The 19,845-nt window shown below is 63.4% G+C and carries 17 protein-coding genes; 6 read left to right on the forward strand and 11 right to left on the reverse strand.

All coding sequences use genetic code 11. The features are described from left to right. The 7 genes from GPA21_RS05040 to GPA21_RS05070 all read right to left on the reverse strand — a co-directional run. The coding region (locus tag GPA21_RS05040; protein WP_168987125.1) for an efflux RND transporter permease subunit at positions 1 to 2,361 on the reverse strand (2,361 nt) is incomplete at its 3' end. Continuing rightward, positions 2,358 to 3,644 (reverse strand): efflux RND transporter periplasmic adaptor subunit, encoded by a 1,287-nt coding sequence (locus GPA21_RS05045; RefSeq protein ID WP_168987126.1) that lies wholly within the window; start codon positions 3,642 to 3,644, stop codon positions 2,358 to 2,360. The genes GPA21_RS05045 and GPA21_RS05040, both read right to left, overlap by 4 nt. 35 nt (positions 3,645 to 3,679) lie before the next feature. Continuing rightward, on the reverse strand, positions 3,680 to 4,213 hold the full coding sequence (locus GPA21_RS05050; protein WP_168987127.1) for a cytochrome b: 534 nt from the start codon (positions 4,211 to 4,213) through the stop codon (positions 3,680 to 3,682). A gap of 51 nt (positions 4,214 to 4,264) precedes the next feature. Then, complete coding sequence (locus GPA21_RS05055; protein ID WP_168987128.1) at positions 4,265 to 4,867, reverse strand: TetR/AcrR family transcriptional regulator; 603 nt, start codon at positions 4,865 to 4,867, stop codon at positions 4,265 to 4,267. 184 nt (positions 4,868 to 5,051) lie between these two features. Next, positions 5,052 to 5,447 (reverse strand): ribbon-helix-helix domain-containing protein, encoded by a 396-nt coding sequence (locus GPA21_RS05060; RefSeq protein WP_168987129.1) that lies wholly within the window; start codon positions 5,445 to 5,447, stop codon positions 5,052 to 5,054. A 107-nt stretch (positions 5,448 to 5,554) separates the two neighbouring features. After that, entirely contained in the window at positions 5,555 to 6,133 is a 579-nt protein-coding gene (locus GPA21_RS05065; RefSeq protein WP_168987130.1) for a DJ-1/PfpI family protein, read from the reverse strand. Positions 6,134 to 6,276: 143 nt separating this feature from the next. Then, on the reverse strand, positions 6,277 to 6,993 hold the full coding sequence (locus GPA21_RS05070) for an HAD-IA family hydrolase (protein WP_168987131.1): 717 nt from the start codon (positions 6,991 to 6,993) through the stop codon (positions 6,277 to 6,279). 163 nt (positions 6,994 to 7,156) lie between these two features. Here GPA21_RS05070 and GPA21_RS05075 point away from each other — a divergent pair, with 163 nt between their 5' ends. From GPA21_RS05075 to GPA21_RS05085, 3 genes are read left to right on the forward strand one after another with little or no spacing between them, the layout of a single operon-like run. Further along, positions 7,157 to 8,944 (forward strand): FAD-dependent oxidoreductase, encoded by a 1,788-nt coding sequence (locus GPA21_RS05075; RefSeq protein ID WP_168987132.1) that lies wholly within the window; start codon positions 7,157 to 7,159, stop codon positions 8,942 to 8,944. Next, the gene (locus GPA21_RS05080) at positions 8,941 to 10,803 is read left to right on the forward strand and encodes a 2-oxoacid:acceptor oxidoreductase subunit alpha (RefSeq protein ID WP_168987133.1); all 1,863 of its coding nucleotides are present in this window, start codon (positions 8,941 to 8,943) and stop codon (positions 10,801 to 10,803) included. The genes GPA21_RS05075 and GPA21_RS05080 overlap by 4 nt, the downstream gene beginning before the upstream one ends. Next, the gene (locus GPA21_RS05085) at positions 10,800 to 11,855 is read left to right on the forward strand and encodes a 2-oxoacid:ferredoxin oxidoreductase subunit beta (protein WP_168987134.1); all 1,056 of its coding nucleotides are present in this window, start codon (positions 10,800 to 10,802) and stop codon (positions 11,853 to 11,855) included. Before GPA21_RS05080 ends, GPA21_RS05085 begins: the two co-directional genes overlap by 4 nt. A gap of 59 nt (positions 11,856 to 11,914) precedes the next feature. On the opposite strand, the gene GPA21_RS05090 is transcribed toward GPA21_RS05085, so the two are convergent. Beyond that, positions 11,915 to 12,526: a hypothetical protein gene (locus GPA21_RS05090; protein WP_168987135.1), complete on the reverse strand. Its 612-nt coding sequence runs from the start codon at positions 12,524 to 12,526 to the stop codon at positions 11,915 to 11,917. Between the two features lie 371 nt (positions 12,527 to 12,897). On the opposite strand from GPA21_RS05090, the gene GPA21_RS05095 reads away from it, so the two are divergent. Continuing rightward, entirely contained in the window at positions 12,898 to 15,507 is a 2,610-nt protein-coding gene (locus GPA21_RS05095; protein ID WP_168987136.1) for an EAL domain-containing protein, read from the forward strand. Between the two features lie 79 nt (positions 15,508 to 15,586). On the opposite strand, the gene GPA21_RS05100 is transcribed toward GPA21_RS05095, so the two are convergent. The 3 genes from GPA21_RS05100 to GPA21_RS05110 form a co-directional block, all read right to left on the reverse strand. Next, positions 15,587 to 16,030 (reverse strand): putative zinc-binding protein, encoded by a 444-nt coding sequence (locus GPA21_RS05100; protein WP_168987137.1) that lies wholly within the window; start codon positions 16,028 to 16,030, stop codon positions 15,587 to 15,589. Positions 16,031 to 16,111: 81 nt separating this feature from the next. Beyond that, entirely contained in the window at positions 16,112 to 16,438 is a 327-nt protein-coding gene (locus tag GPA21_RS05105) for an arsenic metallochaperone ArsD family protein (RefSeq protein WP_168987138.1), read from the reverse strand. Between the two features lie 152 nt (positions 16,439 to 16,590). Beyond that, a complete protein-coding gene (locus GPA21_RS05110; protein ID WP_168987139.1) occupies positions 16,591 to 17,472 on the reverse strand; it encodes a sterol desaturase family protein in 882 nt (293 codons plus the stop codon). Between the two features lie 279 nt (positions 17,473 to 17,751). Between GPA21_RS05110 and GPA21_RS05115 the strand changes: the two genes are divergently transcribed. Together GPA21_RS05115 and GPA21_RS05120 are read left to right on the forward strand one after the other, a co-directional pair. Next, positions 17,752 to 18,597 (forward strand): DUF3025 domain-containing protein, encoded by an 846-nt coding sequence (locus GPA21_RS05115; protein WP_168987140.1) that lies wholly within the window; start codon positions 17,752 to 17,754, stop codon positions 18,595 to 18,597. A gap of 15 nt (positions 18,598 to 18,612) precedes the next feature. Continuing rightward, complete coding sequence (locus tag GPA21_RS05120; RefSeq protein WP_168987141.1) at positions 18,613 to 19,809, forward strand: RtcB family protein; 1,197 nt, start codon at positions 18,613 to 18,615, stop codon at positions 19,807 to 19,809. Positions 19,810 to 19,845: the final 36 nt, after the last annotated feature.

The following is a 19,845-nucleotide window of genomic DNA, read 5'->3' on the forward strand; positions in this document are numbered from 1 at the left end:
CGGCACCCGCTGCCCGTCTGCAGTACGGATGCGCAGATTGTGCAGATCATCGATCGCGGCCAGATCCTGACCGGCCAGACGCACGACGACATCGTAGGTCTCGCTGCTGCCGACGACTTCCAGAGCGGTGCTGCCGCGCAGCGCGGCCCTGACCTCATTGGCCACCATCGAGCCGTTCAGCCCGAACACTCCGGCGGTTTCCTTGAGACGTATGCGCACTTCCGGCTTGCCGGGGCGAAGGTCATCCGACAGGTCACGCACGCCGTCGAAGCCCCGCAGATAAGCCTGCAACTCGAGCGACGCCGATTTCAGCCGGTCGAGATCGGCGCCCTGCAGACGTAGATCGATATCCCGCCCGGCCACCCCGCGCTCACGGTCGGTGAACTTCAGCGACAACACATCCGGATGCTCGCCCGCTGCCTGCTTCCAGTAGGCGAGCATCTCGAGCAGCGTGCCGTCACGGGTGCCGGCCGGCAACAAATCGGCGGCGACGGTGGCCAGATGCGGACCGCTCTCGTAGGCGTCGGCGTGGGTGTTGTAGCGCACCGTCACGTTCTGAACCAGCGCCTGGCCCTCGGGTTGGCGGGGTGTGAACGACGTATCGAGTGCTTCAAGCGCGGCCACAACGTCGGCAACAACCTCCTGCGTGCGCACAAGCGGCGTGCCTTGCGGCAGCAGGATGCGCGCCTCGATGACATCGCTTTCGAGATCCGGAAACGCCTGAAACTTGAGCCAGCCGGCCGGCAAGGTCGCGACCGACATCAACAGCACCGCAACCAGCGTAGCGATCACCAGATACGGCTGCCTGATCGCGCGACGCAGGCTGCCGATGAAGATGCGGTCGCGAAAGGCCGTGAATCGTGCGTCGAACCACGCCTGGAAACCGCCCTGCCGCGTGATGTCGCGTTTGGCCAGCGCATGGCGGAGGTGAGCCGGCAAGACCAGAAACGCTTCGACCAGACTGACCACCAGCGTGACCAGCAACACCGCCGGCAAGTACTTGAGGATCTCCCCCATCTTGCCGCTCAGCAGCACCAGCGGCCCGATGATCGCCGCCGTCGTCAGGAAAGACGACAACACCCCCGGCATGACCTGCAGCGTACCGTCCACCGCGGCCTGGGCCGCACTCTTGCCGCGTCGGATATGGGCGGCGATGTTCTCCGAGATGACTATCGCGTCATCCATCAGAATACCGATGGCGACCAGCAAGGCCACCATCGTCATCATGTTCAGCGAGTAGCCTAGCCATTGCATCGCGAAGATGGCGCCGAGAAACGAAACCGGCAGACCGAGCGCGACCCAGAAGGAGAAACGCAGCGAAAAGAACGCCCACATCGTGAGCAGCACCAGCGCCAACCCCTGCCCGCCGTTACTCACCAGAATGCGCAAACGCTCGCGGATGTTGCTGGTGGAGTCCGCACTGATCTCGAGTTGCACGCCGCGAGGCGCGATCGCCCGCTCCCTTTCGAGCAACTCGACTATCGCGTCCATCACGCGCAGGCTGTCCTGGTCGCGTGTCTTCGAGATCTCGAGCAGCGCGGCACGCCTGCCATTGAAGTAGACCGCCTGTTCGGCCTGATCGAACTCGGTGCCAAGGCTCGCAATGTCGCCCAGGCGCACATGCCCGCCCGTTCGGCTCGACACCACAACCACATCGGCGAACTCGGTCGGCGTCCGTCGCTGATCCTTGAAGCGTACGATGAGTTCGCCGCCGGGCGTGCTCATCGTACCGGCGGGAAGGTCTAGACTGGCCCGCTCGATCGCCGCCTGCACGTCGGTGACGCCGAGCTGATGGCGATGCAGGGCCGCTGCCGGCACTTCGACGACGATGTTCTGATCGGAGAAACCCTGGATTCGCACTTGCGCGATCCGGGCATCGGACTTCAACCGTGTCTTGACCGCTTCGGCATAGGCTTTGAGGTCCTCGTCACGCATGTCGGCGGTCAGTGCGATGCTGGCGACGTGGCGGGTTCGCTCGAGTTTGGTCACCGACGGGCGCTCGACGCGTTCGGGGAATCCGGTAATGGCTTCGACCTGTGACTTGACGTCGTTGAAGAACGCGTCGATGTCTTCGCCCTCACGCATCTCGGCGGTCGCGATCGCGACATTCTCGCGGGCATCGCAGCGCAACTCGCGCAAACCGCTGACGACATCGAGCGCGTCCTCGACACGCTGACACACCGCATCCTCGACGTCTTCCGGCGTGGCCCCTGGGTAGGCGATGCGCACCTCGACCTCGGTCGTCGCCAGTTCGGGAAAGCTGTCGCGCTGAAGATTGGGTGCGGCAGCGAGACCGAGCACCGCGATGGCGACCATCAGCAGATTGGCTGCGGTGGGATGGTTGGCGAAGTAGCGGATCATGCGCCTGCGGCCTCGAGCAGTTGCGCACGGATTTGCGGGTCGTCCCTGGGCGCAAGCAACATGCCCTGGATCGGCGATTGCAGATCGGACACCACCACGCGATCGCCAGGCTCCAGCCCCTTGGATACCACCGCATAGCTGCCCGAACTGAAGGCAAGCCCCACATCACGGAAGGCCAGGCGCTCGTCGGCATCGACAACCATGACCTGGCCGCTGCGCACGACCGACACCGGGATCACGACTTTTCCTTCCAGCGCAGGGGCGACCAGCTCCACCTCGACGAAGGTGTTACGAAACAGGCTTGGGCGCTCGGTGGGTCGGGCCGCAGCCGCTGCATCATCGACGACGGCCACCACGCCCATGGTCTGCGTCTGTGGGTCGACGCTGCCGCTGCTACGGTCGATCCGGGCCGGCCAGACCACCGCGTGGGTCGCGGTGCGCAAGGTCACCCGGGCCTCGAGCTCGCGCAGGGCGCGCGCGGGGTCGGGAAGTGCGCCCGGGGACACCGCGCTCATCAGCGGCCGAAGCATTCCGATTGGGAAGCGCGCCTCGACCTCCACTGCGTCGAGCCCATCCGCGCTGAACAGCAACTGGCCACGGTTTGCGTACTGCGCCTCGCTGATCCGGACCTCGGTGATCCGTGCGTCGAACGGTGCCACAACCTCCGTACGATCCAGGTCCAGCGTGGCAATGGCTCGCTGCACACTCAAACCCTCGCGCTCGACGAGATTCAGCGCCAGCGTATTGCGCAGATTCTGCAACTGGATCTCGGCGCCGATGAGTTGCCGCTCGGCCGCCTCGACCGCAGTCTGAGTCGTGGTGCCGCGTGCTGCCAGATCGCGTTTGCGCTTGAGGTCGTCGCGCAGCAGCGCATGATCGCGCTCGGCGATCGACAGACTCGCACGGGTCGCCCGCTCCTGGGTTTCGGAAACTGCCACCTGTGCGTCGATCTGCGCGATAGCGAGCCGATACTGACTGTCATCGATACGCAGCAACGCATCACCGGCAGACACGGTATGACCATTCTTCAGGGCGTCAGCCACCCAGACAACCTGACCCGGCACTTCGGCCACGGCTTCCCAGGTCCGCACCGGTTTGACCGCTCCGAAACCCACTTCAGACGGACGCACCGTCATCGGCTCGATCACAAGCGTGCGCACCGGCACGGCGCGCTCAACCGGTTCGATGCGATGCGGCGCCTGCTGCAGTCTGGGCGCGACGACCAACGCCGCGACACCAAGCATCAGAGGAGGCAGCAACCAGAGCGCTTTTTTCCAGTTCATCGCGTAAGTCCGTCCATGGGCCTGTCAGACTTCACTCAACGCTGGCCGAACCACATGCGCGAGAGCAGTCGATCCTTGACCACGAACTGGTGGTACAGCGCTGCAAGCACATGCACCACGATGAGCAGCATCAGACCCTTGGCCACCAGACCGTGCACCGCGCGCGGAGCGAGCCCCTCGAAAGTGGCGGGCAGCGGCGCCGACGAACCGAAGAACACGATCTCGCCGAGACCACTCATCATCGACGTGGCGACGCCACTGAGGGCCATGATCAGAACGAACGCGTACAGCAACCAGTGAGCCGGTTGCGACAAACGGTCTGCGAGTGTCTTGCCGGTGCGCGCCGGCGCGGGGTGGCTGGTCGTCAGACGCGTCACGAGTCGCACGAGCATCAAGGCAAGAATGCTCAGCCCGAAAAGCATGTGCCCGCGCAGCGCATCGATCTTTGCCGGATCGCTGTTGGGGATGTCGACCAGCACGTTGCCACCCATGATGAGCGCCAGCATGATCAACGGCACCATCAGCCAGTGAAGGGCAACGAGAAGGGGGTGGTAGCGTTTCGGTTTCATGATCTGGTTCCGTGGATAGATGTGGTTGATCCGGCGGCGCCGGAGGGAAGCTCAGCGAGGCAGCAAGCCGCGCCGATAGATTGCGAAGACGGCCGGCGTTCTGTCGCGCATCGCTGCCATATCTCCCGAGATCAGGGCCTGCATGACGAGCCCCTGAATCGTGCCGATGAACAGTACGGCGGCGGCTGCGGAATCTATCTCGGTGGCGATCTCGCCTTGCGCCTTGCCGGCCTCCAGCACTGTCTCGAGTCTCGCGGCATACCTTGCGATCAGCGTGCGAGCGAGTTTGCGCGCCGGAGTATCGGCACCACGCTGCAACTCGCCGAACATCATCCTCGGCACCCCGGGATGCCGGGCTATGAAATCGATGTGGGCAAAGAACATGGCCTCGAGCGCCGCAAGCGGTGATGCGGCATCCCGCGCGGCGCGCTCGGTACGTGCCAGCAGACGCTCGGAAACCCACTCCATGACGGTCTGCCAGATGGCATCCTTGCTTGGGAAGTGCCGAAACAGGGCACCCTGGGTGACCTTCATCCGCGCTGCAATCGCTGCGGTGGTGATTTCGCTCGGGTTTTCCTCGGCCGCGAGTGCGACGACGGTGTCGACCGTCACCGCCCGCCGCTCCTCAGCGGACAGGTATCTGCTGTTGGCCATCGGATCTCCTGACCGCTCTAAAGTGAGTAATTGCTCACTATCTTAGAGCCAGCAGTCGAGCCGCCAAGTATCAGCTTGTACAGAAAGCTTGGACAGGTGACCGTCCAGGACACCGGCAAGAAGGAAAGATCGCCGGTTTCAGCCGGGTCTTTGCCTCGGAATCAACTGCGCGTTGAGGGCCGGGTCAGTGCGAACGTGGCGCAGAAGGAGGCCGCGAGGGCCAGCGCCGTACTCGGTCGTGCTCACCCCTCAACACGGTTTCGGCGTCGAGCGACCGGATCGGGGTGTCCAGATCCGTCGGGATGAGACCAGTCAGCTGGAGTTGCAGGTAACGGGTGCAAGTAACCCGCAAGAAGGAGGTGAAGTTCGCCCGATCACCCAGCGCGCCGGCTTCATCGAGTTCGTCGTGCAGCCGGGTGACCAGCTGAGGCACGCTCAGGCCGTCACGCGCACCGATCTCCTCCAGCGCCTGCCAATAGATGTTCTCCAGCCGGAGGCTGGTGGCCACACCGCGCAGGCGGATCGACCGGGCGCGAGAGGCATACAGCTCCGGATCGGCGGTGGTGAAGATCTGGCACATGACTGACCTCGTCTCGGTTGGGTCGCGTTTCGTACTCGTATTCTAGGCGACCCCAGAATGCGCTGCCCGGTCGCGCGATACCGCAATCGGGCAGCACGAGCGCAACCTCAATGGTTGATCCGCGTGCCAAGCACTGAGAGAAACTGCGCAATCCACGCAGGATGGGCCGGCCAGGCAGGGGCGCTGACGAGGTTCCCATCGGTCACTGCCTGGTCGACGGGAATGTCTGCATAGGTACCTCCGGCGAGTTCGACCTCGGCGCGACAGGCAGGATAGGCCGAGCAGCGCTTGCCCTCCAGCACCCGGGCTCCCGCCAACAACTGGGCGCCGTGACAAATCGCCGCTACCGGTTTGTCGGTCACGAAAAAATGACGCACCAGGTCCACTACCTGATCATTCATGCGCAGGTACTCAGGGCCACGGCCGCCTGGAATCACGAGTGCGTCGTACTGCTCCGCTCGCACATCCGCAAAAGACGCATTCAACGTGAAGTTGTGGCCCCGCTTCTCGGAATAGGTTTGATCTCCCTCGAAATCGTGGATGGCGGTGGCGATCGTCTCGCCAGCGCGCTTGCCCGGGCACACCGCATGCACTTCGTGACCGACTGCCTGCAAGGCCTGAAAAGGCACCATCGTTTCGTAGTCTTCGCAGTAATCACCGCAGATCATCAGAATCTTCTTGCTCATCGTCTCCTCCTTGTCTGAACACCGAGGCTGTGTGTGCCTCGGGGAACAGTGTGAAGGGCATGGCAAGGGGGCGGGTGGTACCCGGTTACGACATGGCGCGAAAGCCGTTCATCGGAGACATCGCCCACTCGATAACAATTCGACTACTCCAGTGCGGTCGCGTGCCACATCCGCAACGCTTCCAGTGACAAGCCCTGGTCCGGCTGGAGGACCATTCTCGCGCCATCGAAGGCTTCATCGGTCTTGTAGTCACTGAGCGTCACGATCGTCGGAATACCGGCGGCGAGGCTGGCCGCCAGGCCATGTGCGGAATCCTCGATTGCGAGGCAGTCCTGCGCCGGCAGTTGCAACTCCTTGAGTGTCCAGAGATAGACATCCGGCGCGGGTTTCTTGCGCGGCACCAGATCTCCCGAGGCGATGAAATCGAACCAGCTGTCCGCTTCCGGCCCCAGATTCGACTTGAGCAGGCCGACCACGTTCTGATGACGCGAACTCGAGGCGATCGCGACGCGCAACCCCTCGGTGCGGGCTTCGCAAATGAGCTGCCCGAGGTCCGCACGCAAGAGAATCGCCCCGCTTTCGAGCATCCGCTGGTAGTGATCGGTCTTGATCTTGTGGATCCGCTGCAGCAACTGCTCGAAGTCCGGGCGAGCGAAGGTTGCGGGATCGAAGCGCTCGGCGTAATGGCGAATGCGCTCGCGACCACCTGCGATTTCGAGTAGCTCACCGTAAAAATCCTCGTCCCAGTGCCAGGGCAATCCCACCTCCTCGAAGGCGGCATTGAAAGCCGGACGATGACCATCACGCTCGGTGTTGGCCAGCGTGCCATCGACGTCGAAGATCAGGGCGCGCAATGTCATTAAGTCGCAAGCCTCGAAAAAGGAAGAGCGTAGCCTCGGTGGAGCGGCGGAGCCAGACAATAATCCTGATATCAGTATGGTCGTTCACGCGGGCGCTGCCAATGTTAGACTTCCGCCAAGGCATTGGAAGACTGCGCCAACCCATACGCCAGGGAGGGATTCATTGAAGCCCACCGATACAAAAGCGCCCGACTACTTTCACAAGGTCGTGGATTGCCAGTGGGCGTGTCCCGCCCACACTCCGGTCCCGGAGTACATCCGCCAGATCGCATCCGGCCACTTTGCCGAAGCGTACATGATCAACTGGCGCTCGAATGTCTTCCCCGGCATTCTCGGACGAGTGTGCGACCGCCCTTGCGAGCCGGCATGCAGACGCGGACGGGTTGACGAAGCGCCGGTCGCGATCTGTCGACTGAAACGCGTCGCGGCCGACTTCAAGGAAGACATCTCCGACCGATTGCCGGTCGCACCGACACAGAAGAACGGCAAGCGCATCGCCTGTGTCGGCGCCGGACCAGCCTCTCTCACGGTGGCACGGGATCTCGCACTGCTCGGCTATGAGGTCAGCGTGTTCGACGACGGCGCGCGCGCGGGCGGAATGATGCGCAGCCAGATCCCGAAATTCCGTCTGCCGGACAGCGTCATCGACGAGGAATGCGGGCACATCGCCCGACTCGACGTGGCGATCCACCAGAACCACCGGATCGCCAGCCTGGGTAGTCTGCTTACCGAGGGCTGGGATGCGGTGTTCGTCGGCACCGGCGCGCCGCGCGGACGCGATGCGGAGCTGCCAGGACGCAAGGAGGCGGCGGCCCACATCCACATCGGCATCGAATGGCTGGCCAACGTCGCGTTTGGCCATGTCGAGCATATTGGCAAGCGGGTCATCGTGCTCGGGGGCGGAAACACCGCGATGGACTGTTGCCGTTCGGCACGCAGGCTCGGCGGCGAGGATGTCCGCGTCGTTGTGCGCAGCGGCTTCGACGAGATGAAGGCCTCACCCTGGGAGAAGGAAGATGCTCTGCACGAGGGCATTCCGATCCACAACTACCTGATGCACACGGCGTTTCTTCACGACAACGGGCGGCTGACCGGTGTGCGCTTCGAGCAGGTGCGCGCCGAATACGATGAGCGGGGTCGGCGGAAGCTGGTGCCGACCGGCGAACCGGATATCGTCATGGAATGTGATGACGTTCTGGTTGCGATCGGCCAGGAGAACGCGTTCCCGTGGATCGAGCGCGACCTCGGACTGGATTTCGATGAATGGGGGCTGCCGGTACTCGATCCGGTCACACTGCAATCCACGCTGCCGCGCGTGTTCTTCGGGGGCGACGCCGCGTTCGGCCCGAAGAACATCATCACCGCCGTGGCACAAGGCCACGAGGCGGCGATCTCGATCGACCGCTTCTGTCGCGCGCGCCCCCTGGACCGGCGCCCACCGCCAACGGTCGAACTCGCCAGCCAGAAGATGGGCATCCACGAGTGGAGCTACGACAACCAGATTTCCGAGGAAGCACGCAAGAAAGTGCCCCTGAAAGCACTTGAGGACACCCTGGCCGACATACGAGTGGAAGTCGAACTGGGCTTCGATGTGCGGCTCGCCTGTGCCGAAGCCGAGCGCTGCCTCAATTGCGACGTGCAGACCGTATTCACCCCGAAGCTGTGTATCGAGTGCGATGCCTGTGTCGACATCTGCCCGGTTGAATGCATCAACTTCACCGCGGACGCCGACGAGCCGGACCTTCGTGAGCGGCTCAAAGTCCCGGCGCGGAACACCGACCAGGCACTCTATGTCGCCGACGGGCTCAAGACCCACCGCATCATGGTGAAGGACGAGAACGTCTGCCTACACTGCGGCATGTGTGCTGAGCGCTGCCCGACCGGCGCATGGGACATGCAGAAATTCCTGTTGAACACTGCCCTCGCCGGGGCGGAGGCGCCCAGAACATGAGTGCACAGCCGACACCCATCCATCGCAGCAACGACTTCGTCATCAAGTTCGCCAACGTCAACGGCTCGGGCTCGGCGTCGGCAAACGAATTGTTCGCCCGTGCGATCATCCGCATGGGCGTTCCGGTCACGCCGCGCAACATCTTCCCGTCGAACATCCAGGGGCTGCCGACGTGGTACGAGGTGCGCGTCAGCGGCGAAGGCTGGCTGGGCTGCCGTGGCGGCTGCGACATGATGGTCGCGATGAATCCACAGACCTGGGATCGCGATCTCGCGGGCTTGGACGCAGGAGGCTACCTGCTGTACGACTCCACCAAACCGATGCCGCGTTCGAAATTCCGCGACGACATCACGGTGCTGGGGATCCCGCTCACCGCCCTGTGCAACCGGGAATACTCCGACGCCCGCGAGCGCCAACTCTTCAAGAACATGATGTACGTCGGCGCGCTGATCGCGTTGCTCGACATGGACTTCGCGGTGGCCGAAAGACTCGTCGCCGACCGCTATCGTGGCAAGGACAAACTCATCCAGGCCAACATCAACGCCCTGCGCATCGGCCACGACTATGCGACCAGCCACCTGGACTGTCCGCTCGGGCTGCGTATCGAAGCGGCCGACAAGGTCGGCAACCGCATTTTCATCGACGGCAACAGTGCCTGCGGACTCGGCGCGGTGTATGGCGGAGCCACAGTCGCCGCCTGGTATCCGATCACGCCATCCACATCCGTCATCGAGGCCTTCACCGCCTATTGCCGCAAGTACCGCACCGACCCGGACAACGGTATGGCCCGCTACGCCATCATGCAGGCCGAGGACGAGCTCGCGTCGATCGGCATGGTGATCGGCGCCGGCTGGAACGGCGCGCGGGCGTTCACGGCGACGTCCGGCCCCGGCATCTCACTGATGCAGGAGTTTTTCGGTCTCGCCTATTTCGCAGAGGTGCCGGCTGTGGTTTTCGACGTCCAGCGTGGCAGCCCGTCGACCGGCATGCCCACGCGTACACAGCAGTCCGACCTGCTCGCCTGCGCCTATGCCTCGCACGGCGACACCCGCCATGTGCTGCTGTTTCCGGAAGACCCCTACGAGTGCTTCGCGCTCGGCGCCCAGGCCTTCGATCTGGCCGAACGTCTGCAAACACCGGTGTTCGTATTGCTCGACCTAGACATCGGCATGAACGAACGCCTGTGCGCGCCGTTCGACTGGGACGACGAGCGCCGCTACGACCGCGGCAAACTGATGAGCCATGAAGACCTCGAAGCCGGCAAGAACTTCGGCCGCTATCTCGACGTCGATGGCGACGGCATTCCCTATCGCACGATCCCGGGCACACATCCTACCAAGGGCGCCTATTTCACGCGGGGTACGACGCGCAATGCCTACGCCAAATACAGCGAAACCGGCGCCGACTACATCTACAACATGGAACGACTGCGCCGCAAGTTCGCCACCGCTAAGGATCTCGTGCCAGGGGCGGTGGCCCGTCCGGCAACGCGTCCTACCCGTATCGGCGCAATCCACTACGGTTCGACGGGTCCGGCAATGGCCGAAGCCCTGGCCATGCTCGAGCGCGAGGACATCCACATCGACTCGCTGCGTGTGCGCGCATTCCCGTTTGGCGACGAAGTCATGCAGTTCATCGCCGACCACGACTTCGTCTTCGTCGTCGAGCAGAATGAAAGCGCACAGCTTCGTTCGCTGCTGATCAACGAGGGCGAGATCGACCCGAAGCGCCTGGTGCGCGTGCTGCACTACGACGGATCGCCAATTACCGCACGTTTCATCGCGACCCATATCGCCGAGGCCGTGACCGACCGCAAGGTCAGCCCCATCGGTCAACCCGTTCGCAAGGTGGCGCCATGACCTATCTCGCAAAGCCCCGGCTTCTTGCCGCAACTGCGCCCCGTAATGCCCTTGGCTATACCCGCCGCGACTACGAGGGCGCGATCTCGACCTTGTGCGCCGGATGCGGGCACGATTCGATCAGCGCCGCAATCGTTCAGGCCTGTTTCGATCTGGACATCGAACCTCACCGCGTCGCCAAGCTCTCGGGCATCGGCTGTTCGAGCAAGACTCCGGACTATTTTCTCGGCAACTCGCACGGTTTCAACAGTGTGCACGGGCGCATGCCGTCGGTGCTGACCGGTGCCGCACTGGCCAACCGCAACCTGATCTACCTTGGCGTATCCGGCGACGGCGACTCGGCTTCGATCGGTATCGGCCAGTTCGCGCACGCAATGCGGCGTGGCGTAAACATGACCTACATCGTCGAGAACAACGGCGTCTATGGTCTTACCAAGGGCCAATTCTCGGCCACCGCGGACAAGGGCTCGAAGAGCAAACGCGGCGTGGTGAATAGCGACAATCCGATCGACCTCGCCGCCCTCGCGCTGCAGCTTGGGGCAAGCTACGTCGCCCGCAGTTTCTCGGGCGACAAGGAGCAGCTCGTGCCGCTGATCAAGGGCGCGCTTCGCCACAATGGCCCTGCGTTCATCGACATCATCAGCCCGTGCGTGACGTTCAACAACCACGCAGGCTCGACCAAGAGCTACGACTATGTGCGCGAGCATAACGAGGCGGTCAACCGGGTCGAGGTGATTCTGCCGCGTGACCGCATCGAGACCTCGTATCCGCCCGGCTCACTCCGACGCATCGTGCAGCATGACGGATCCATCCTGCATTTGCGAAAGCTCGGCGAAGACTACGATCCGACCGATCACATTGGCGCGATCAATCATCTCCAGGAGCGCCACGCGCTGGGCGAGATCGTCACCGGGTTGTTGTATGTGGACAACAGTGCGGAGGACATGCACCGCCACCTGAACACGGTCGAGAAGCCCCTCAACCAGCTCGGCGACGCCTACCTGTGTCCCGGCAGCAAGGCGCTCGACGCACTCAACGCATCGCTGCGCTGAACGCGACCGCGCCGGCCTTCAGGCGTCACGAACGAAGGTCTCGGCGAGCTGAATGCCGTTCAAGTCACAGGCGACACGCGAAACACGGCTTCGTCGTCCCAGTGCTCGAGGAGGATGCGCTCGACTCGCTGCTGCCAGAGCCGGCCGAACAACTCGCGCTCGGCCGCATCCGCTTCGCCACGGATACAGCGCCCGATCAACACGGGCACCTCGGGGGCCGCCGGGACCAGCGAAAGATCGGCCTGCCCATCCACTGCGGCGCCGTTATCCAGCCGGGTGAAGCGCAGTGCGAGCCGCTGCTCGGCGCCGAAATGCTGCAGATCGCGCCGCACGAACCGTCCTGCCAAGCCCTTGAAACCACCTGACTGGGCAGCGCCACTAAGCAGGCCAAGGACAGCGGCAGTCACCCCGGTGACCCCCTCCTCCAGCGGCTGCGCAAAGTCGATGCGTACGCCGCCACGCTCCGGCAACTCGCCCGGATACAAGGCGGTCAGCGCATGACAGCCCAGAGCGTAAGCCGAAGCGACCGTGGGGCAGGAATGGCCGGCGAGCTTCACCGCATCCTCGTAGCCGTAGTCGAGAATGCCCTGCTCGGCAGAGCCGAGGAATTCGGCCAGGGGATCGCGCACCCGCAAGTGGGGTACATGATGAAAAAAGGCTGGAAAATTCATTCTGGAATCCTGTCACGGAAGTGTCGGGTCGGCTCTGGGAGGGTATCTCTCCGGCACGGCTGGACATTGATGGCGATCAAGCCCACCAACCCAACCGCGCGGCAGCCGCGGGGGCTGGTTGGATACCTCAGCCGAGCGCCATCAGCCCTATGGATCACCGAGATCGCTCGCCAGAAACGGCTTCTGCGTCGCCGGCGCGTCGCGCCCAGCCGGAGTCGGCGATCGGCATACATATGACTTTGGTCAAATGCTCCCGCTTCGCCAAGAGGTAGGATGAAATGATATTGTTCGTCTGGGCCAGGCACGCCCGCCTCGCCCGGACCGACGATATCGCCCGAAGCGATGCCACAAGGCAGCAAAGAGAGCGCAACATGAACAAACCCGCGGAAACCGAAGTCTGTCTGACTGAGCGGGACCCTTCACCAGCCAGCGAGCAGGCTTCCCAGTGCTTGCTCGGCTGTGTCGCGCTGTCCGACCTGATCTCGGACGACATATCGGTCGGCGAGGTTGTGCGCCCCTTCATTCTCGAATGTGGGCCAGACACCGAGGTCTGCGAAGCCGCCAGACGGATGAGCGAGGCGCATGTGAGCTCGATCCTGGTGGTCGAGTGCGACTCGGTACTGGGTATCTGGACCGAACGCGACGCGCTGATGCTCGATCTCGGTCTGGAGGATTCCCTGAATCGACCGATTCGCGAGGTGATGAGCGCCCCGGTCAAATCCATCCCGCAAGACCTGAACATCCGCGAACTCGCAGTTCGCTTTCGTGACGACCACGTCCGCCACTATCTCGTCGTGGACGAGGAAGGCCGCCGCCGCGGCATCGTCTCGCAGACCGATGTCGTGCTGAATCAGGGCATCGAACACTACTTGAAGCTCAAGAGTGTCAGTGCGATCGTCAAGAGCGGTTTCACCCCTTTGTCGAGTGACAGCAACTTGTCGGATGCCACCCGGCTGATGCGCGACAAGGGGTGCGACGCGGTGGCAGTCACCTACCCGGAAGGCGGATTCGGAATCCTGACGGAGCGCGATGTCACCCGGCTGATCGCCGCGCGCAGCGCCGCACGAAGCGTTGGGGAGGTTGCCAGTCGTCCGCTGCTCACGGTAGACGTCAGAACCAGCCTCTACCGGGTTCGCTGTCTGCTCGCCGACCGAGGCATCCGCCACATCGGGGTGGTGGACGAATCCGGCGCCCTCGCGGACCTGATCAGTTTCAGCGACATCCTCACCGGCATGGAGCTCGCCTACGTGCGCGAGCTGCAGGAGGCGCTGCGGGCGCGGGATGCCGAACTCAATGCGTCGCAGCGCGATCTGCGCCTTGCCGAGAAGGTCATCGAGTCATCGCTCGAAGGCATTCTGATCACGGACGAAGCCTTGCGCATCGTATCGGTGAACCCCGCTTTCACGCGACTGACCGGGTTCACATTCGAAGAAGTGCGCGGACGCTCGCCGGGGGCGTTCAAGTCCGGGCGCCACGACGCAAGCTTCTATCGTGCGATGTGGCAATCGATCGATACTTGCGGGTACTGGCAGGGCGAGATCTGGAATCGGCGAAAGAGCGGCGAACTCTACCCCTCAATGCTGGCCATCACCGCCATACATGACCGCCACGGGCGCCTGACCAATTATGCGGCGTTGTTCAGCGACATCAGCCAGATCAAGGACAGTGAAGAGCAGATTCGCAATCTCGCCTACTACGACCCGCTGACCAGCCTCCCCAACCGGCGGCTGCTCGAGGACCGTCTGCAGGTCGCCCTCGCGCATGCGCACCGCAGCCAAACGCGGGTGGCAGTGATGTTCGTCGATCTCGATCGATTCAAGCGGATCAACGACACGCTGGGCCACGAGGTCGGCGACCAGGTGCTGATGGAAATCGCCCAACGCTTGCGGCACTGTCTGCGCGAGGACGATACGGTCGCGCGAATGGGTGGTGACGAGTTCATCATCGTGCTTGGCGATGTGAAGCATGAAGATGCACCTGCGCAAGTTGCGTCGAAGATCATCGAAGCGCTGCGTGAACCCGTAGTGATCGACGGACGCGAGCTTGTCATCACCACCAGCATCGGCATCAGCGTGTATCCGGAGGACGGTGCGGATGCGACGGTGCTGATCAAGAACGCCGACACCGCAATGTATCGGGCCAAGGACGAGGGTCGCAACAGCTTCCAGATGTATCAGACGGCGATGAACGCCCGTTCGCTGGAGCACCTGGCGCTGGAGGCCGCTCTGCACCACGCGCTCGAACGCGAAGAGCTGGTGCTGCACTACCAGCCGGTGGTCGACATCGCCAGCGGCAAGGTAGTCGCGGCCGAGGCGTTGCTGCGCTGGCAGCACCCGGACCTCGGGTTGGTGTCGCCGGCCGATTTCATTCCACTTGCCGAGGAGACCGGCCTGATCCTGCCGATCGGCGCCTGGGTGTTGCGCGAAGCCTGCCGGCAGCGCCAGTCGTGGGCGAAACAGGGGTTCGAGCTTCCGAGAATCAAGGTCAACTTGTCCGCACGCCAGTTTCGCGACCCGAATCTCGTATCGCTGATCTCCGGCATCCTCTCGGAAACCGGCATGCCTGCCACCTCGCTCAACCTCGAGCTGACCGAAAGCGTGCTGATGGACGAGAGCGAGTTCGGCATAGCGGTACTTGCGCGCCTGCGCGATCTCGGCTTGGGACTTGCGCTCGACGATTTCGGCACCGGCTATTCGTCGCTGGCCTATCTGAAACGTTTCCCCATCGACGAGCTCAAGATGGACCGGTTGTTCGTGCGCGACGTCGAGCGCAAGCCGACCGATGCCGCGATCACCCGCGCCATCATCTCGCTGGCCCACAGTCTGGGACAGAAAGTCGTCGTGGAAGGCATCGAAACCCAGGCCCAGCTGGAGATTCTCACCGACGGCGGGTGCGACATGGCTCAGGGCTTCCTGTTCAGCAAACCGGTCGCTGCGGCCGAATTCCGGGCCTGGTGCGACGCAAGCAACCGCAACACCTGAGCCGCGCTCGGGCGTCTGTGTGCCGGTCGATTCATCGGCGCGGTGCGATGGTCCAGCCGCAGCCGCGGCTTGCCGACAATCAGGCTTTGTCGGGCTTGGGCGCGCTGATCGCGCTCAGCTCGGCGCACACGCGGGCGAACACCTCGGTCGCCTGATCGGGATCGAAGCGGGTCTTCTTGAGCTTCCTGATACCCATCAGGTCGAGCCGAATATGCTGTGCCGGGGTGATGCCCTCCTGCGCAAGCGTCTCCTTTACGCAGGCGAGCACGCAACCATCAAGCGCCAGTATTGGACGACCGGAATGCGCGACGCGCAACAGCGTGGGTACCTTGCCACCTACGCCGGCAATGCACGACATCTCGGCCAGCCCCGCTTCATCGAGCGCGAGCGCGACATGGTTGGCCAACTGCGCCGCATTCGAACAGCCGGAACAGGAGTAGACCAGCGGCGGCTTCGCCTCCCTGCGTGACGACTGCGCTTGATTACTGCCGAAGGTCTCGGTCCCGGCGCCTGCGGTCTTCATCGTGAAACGCTTCCGACTCAATGGTCGCGGGCGCTCGTGCGTTTGAGTCGCCCGCATCTTGAAGATGCCCGTGCTGCGTGTTCAGCAACACCCACCGCAGCAATCGCTCTGCTTTTTCACCGGCTGGAGCGTCGCCGCGGCACCAAGCCAGCGCTCGAACTCCTGCTCCGTCGGGTAGCGACCCGCCAGCGAGACTTCGCCATCCACCAGCACCAACGGTAGCGCCGACTTGCCGTTTCGCGCAAGAAAACCGGCTACGGTGGGGTTCTGCTCGAATGCAGCAGCTTGCTGCGTGAGGTCGAAGCAATCAATCGCCTTCCCCTGTTCGCGAACCTGGTCGATCACGGCTGCTCCGGCATCGGCGGAAGCGGCGGCATTGAAGTCAGCAAAGATCTGGATACTGGTCATGAATTCACCCAAAAGCGTTTACAGAAAGATCGGCTCCGCCACACGACGGGCGGAAACCGGCGTGTGAATGCTGAGCCTTCCACGAGTGCGAGTAAATGACCTGGAATAAGAAACACACAGGCTGAACGTGACCATGCTGTCCGCTCCCCGGGTCAGCCTGCATCCTGGCGCCCCCTATCTTCGGGGCCCACCTTGTCCCGGCGGTTGATGACATGGGCCGAAGGCGTGTCCCGAAACGGCATCGCCAGCATGCCGGCGAGCCGGTCTGCCTGGCGCGCGTCGCGAAACTCGGTGAGGCCGATGAGCATGCCGACGTGGCCATCCCTCGGCTGCGCGCGATAGGTCCCGAACAACCTGTCCCACCAGGGCAGGCAGAAGCCGTAGTTGGAGTTGGTTTCGACTTCATACACCGAGTGATGTACTCGATGCATGTCGGGCGTCACGACGAACAATCGCAGCACGCGGTCCGCCGCTGCGGGCAGGCGGACGTTGCCATGGTTGAACATCGAGGTCGCGTTGAGCAACACCTCGAAGATCACGACAGCGACCACCGGTGGACCGAGCACCACGATGGTCGCGAACTTGATCAGCATCGACAGCACGATCTCAAGCGGATGAAAGCGTGCGCCAGTAGTGACGTCGTAGTCCAGATCCGCATGGTGCACCCGGTGCAGCCGCCAGAGCAGCGGAACCGCGTGGACCATGACGTGCTGCAGCCAGATCACGAAATCCATCGCCACCACTGCCAGCAGGATCGCCATCCACAGCGGCAGATCGATCAGGTTGAACACGCCCCAGCCATGGGCCGCACAGAAGGCCGCGACGCCGACCGCGGCCGCGGGAAACAGCAGCCTGACGATGAGCGTATTGAGCGCGACAATGCCGAGGTTCGACGCCCAGCGCACTGTGCGCCCAAGTGTCAACGCCCGACGCGGCGCGAGCACCTCCCAGAGCGCCACTGCAGCGAAGACGCCAATGAAGAAACCGAGCCGGATCAGAGGCTCGCTGTCGAGAATGAGGGTTTCCAGAGTCATGTCGAATCAGAGCGCCGCGCAGCCATGTGGTTCGACCCCTTGTCAGCCAAATGATCATTACAGCGCTTCGCTGTCGGGCGAACAAGCTGCGCTCCCGGGGTGGCGCCAACACGCACTTGAACGCAGCGCGTGAAGCGCACTATTCTTCGAAGAACTGGCAGATTGACTGCCAGCACCAATGTCGAGCGGAGTCGTTTCAGCAGGCCCTCTCCGGTTCAAGGGTGAGCAAGCGCGTGTGACCTCATCCCGTGTGTCTGATTGCTGCATCAACAGAATGTCATGAGCCCAGCACTTCTCCCGCCACCCGCCTGGCTCCAGCACGCCCTGTTCGACCCGATCCTCACACTGATGGCGCAAAGCGACTTTGAACTGCCGGCCGATCTCGACGAGCTGAACGCACTGGTTCGCCTTCATGCGCCCGAACTGCGCACCCGGGCTGGTCTGCCGGTTCGCTTCGGACCGCAGCTCTCCAGCGAAGTCGGCTACGAGGCCCATATCGACGCCACCGGCGAGGTGCCGACGCGCCCGCAGAACTGGCATGACTACTTCAACGCACTGGCCTGGCGCGTGTGGCCGCGCAGCAAGGCTATGTGCAACGCGCTGCATCTGCGCACCATCGCCGCGCGCGAGGTCGCCAACCTGACCGGTCGCGGCCGACAACGTGATGCCATGACCCAGTTCGACGAATGCGGCGTGCTGGTGGTAACGAGCGAGCCGGCCATCGCAGCCGCTCTGGCCGATCACGCCTGGCACGAGGCGTTCTGGACTCGGCGTCCGCAGCTCGCCGGCACCACCCGCTTCATGGTGCTCGGCCACGCAAGCTGGGATCAGTTGCGAGCGCCGTTCTTCGGGCTCTGCGCAAAGGCCTTGTACCGGGTCGTGTCGCCGGCCTGGTTCGACCTCACTCCGGAGATGCAACAGACCGAGGCGGACGAGTGGCTCGCGACCGAGTTCGAGCGCCGCGGCGACCTGCTCGATCCTCGCGACTTCTCGCCGCTGCCGCTGATGGGCGTCCCCGGCGTCACACCGGACAACAAGCAAGAGGCATACTATGCCGATACTCGCCAGTTCCGTCCCGCGCGCCGGACAGCCCGGCAAACGCCCGAAGCTCTCGGGCTGACCTGAAGTCCCACGCTCAGCATGCCGATTCGAAAAACCATCCAGGGTCGACACGTCCCGGTCAAGATCTGGACCGACGACGTGGACGAAGGCTCGCTCGCACAGCTGGCCAACGTCGCAAGTCTGCCCTTCATCCATCACCATGTCGCTGCGATGCCGGACGTGCATCTGGGCATCGGCGCGACGATCGGCTCGGTCATCGCCACGCGCAAGGCCATCATACCGGCGGCCGTCGGTGTGGACATCGGTTGCGGCATGGTGGCCACACGACTGTCCCTGACCGCTGCCGACCTGGACGACAAGGCCTTGCGTCGGGTGTTCGATCAGATCTCCCGCGACGTGCCGGTGGGCCGAGAACAGCACCCCGACGACAAGGTGGCAGTGGAGGCGGTCCGCCCGTTCGAAGCCGGACTGCGAACACTGCTCGCTCGCCACCCGCAACTGTTGAAGCGCTTGGGCCGTCACTCCAAGTGGATGAACCAGATGGGCACGCTCGGCGGGGGCAATCATTTCATCGAGATCTGCCTCGATGAAGCGAACCGGGTGTGGGTGATGCTGCATTCCGGCAGCCGAGGCGTCGGCAACGCAATTGCCGAGTACTTCATCCAGCTCGCGCGGAATGACATGGAGCGCCAGGCGATCCAGCTCCCAGACCGCGACCTGGCGTATTTTCCCGAGGGCAACCCCCACTTCGCCGACTACGTGGAGGCGGTGCACTGGGCGCAGGAGTACGCGCGACAAAACCGAGCATGCATGCTGCAACTGGTGCTGGCAGCGCTGGCTCGACACCTGCCGCGTTTCGACGTCACCACCGAGGTGGTCAATTGCCATCACAACTACGTCGAGCTGGAGCACCATTTCGGCGCCGACGTCTGGGTCACGCGCAAGGGGGCAATCCGCGCACGCAAGGGCGAGCCCGGAATCATCCCGGGCAGCATGGGCGCGCGCAGCTACATCGTGCGCGGCAAGGGCAACCCGGAGAGCTTCTGCTCCAGCGCCCACGGTGCCGGCCGGCGCATGAGCCGGACCGCAGCCACGAAGCGCTTCGACGCAGCCGATCTCGTGCGCGAAACCGAAGGCGTGATCTGTCGCAAGGACAAGAGTGTGGTTGATGAGATCCCGAGCGCATACAAGGACATCGACACCGTCATGGCCAACCAGTCGGATCTCACTGAGGTGGTGCACACCCTGAAGCAAATCATATGCGTGAAGGGTTGAACCCGACGAGTCGACATCCGCTTCAAGCTTTACACG

It is taken from the genome of Azoarcus taiwanensis (assembly GCF_012910885.1).
GTDB classification, from domain to species: Bacteria; Pseudomonadota; Gammaproteobacteria; order Burkholderiales; family Rhodocyclaceae; genus Azoarcus_F; species Azoarcus_F taiwanensis.

Excerpts from the sequence above, each read along its gene's own strand:
- GPA21_RS05045 (WP_168987126.1), bottom strand. The coding sequence starts at position 3,644 with ATGAACTGGAAAAAAGCGCTCTGGTTGCTGCCTCCTCTGATGCTTGGT.
- GPA21_RS05050 (WP_168987127.1), bottom strand. The coding sequence starts at position 4,213 with ATGAAACCGAAACGCTACCACCCCCTTCTCGTTGCCCTTCACTGGCTG.
- GPA21_RS05055 (WP_168987128.1), bottom strand. The coding sequence starts at position 4,867 with ATGGCCAACAGCAGATACCTGTCCGCTGAGGAGCGGCGGGCGGTGACG.
- GPA21_RS05060 (WP_168987129.1), bottom strand. The coding sequence starts at position 5,447 with ATGTGCCAGATCTTCACCACCGCCGATCCGGAGCTGTATGCCTCTCGC.
- GPA21_RS05065 (WP_168987130.1), bottom strand. The coding sequence starts at position 6,133 with ATGAGCAAGAAGATTCTGATGATCTGCGGTGATTACTGCGAAGACTAC.
- GPA21_RS05070 (WP_168987131.1), bottom strand. The coding sequence starts at position 6,993 with ATGACATTGCGCGCCCTGATCTTCGACGTCGATGGCACGCTGGCCAAC.
- GPA21_RS05080 (WP_168987133.1), top strand. The coding sequence starts at position 8,941 with ATGAGTGCACAGCCGACACCCATCCATCGCAGCAACGACTTCGTCATC.
- GPA21_RS05085 (WP_168987134.1), top strand. The coding sequence starts at position 10,800 with ATGACCTATCTCGCAAAGCCCCGGCTTCTTGCCGCAACTGCGCCCCGT.
- GPA21_RS05090 (WP_168987135.1), bottom strand. The coding sequence starts at position 12,526 with ATGAATTTTCCAGCCTTTTTTCATCATGTACCCCACTTGCGGGTGCGC.
- GPA21_RS05095 (WP_168987136.1), top strand. The coding sequence starts at position 12,898 with ATGAACAAACCCGCGGAAACCGAAGTCTGTCTGACTGAGCGGGACCCT.
- GPA21_RS05100 (WP_168987137.1), bottom strand. The coding sequence starts at position 16,030 with ATGAAGACCGCAGGCGCCGGGACCGAGACCTTCGGCAGTAATCAAGCG.
- GPA21_RS05105 (WP_168987138.1), bottom strand. The coding sequence starts at position 16,438 with ATGACCAGTATCCAGATCTTTGCTGACTTCAATGCCGCCGCTTCCGCC.
- GPA21_RS05110 (WP_168987139.1), bottom strand. The coding sequence starts at position 17,472 with ATGACTCTGGAAACCCTCATTCTCGACAGCGAGCCTCTGATCCGGCTC.
- GPA21_RS05115 (WP_168987140.1), top strand. The coding sequence starts at position 17,752 with ATGAGCCCAGCACTTCTCCCGCCACCCGCCTGGCTCCAGCACGCCCTG.
- GPA21_RS05120 (WP_168987141.1), top strand. The coding sequence starts at position 18,613 with ATGCCGATTCGAAAAACCATCCAGGGTCGACACGTCCCGGTCAAGATC.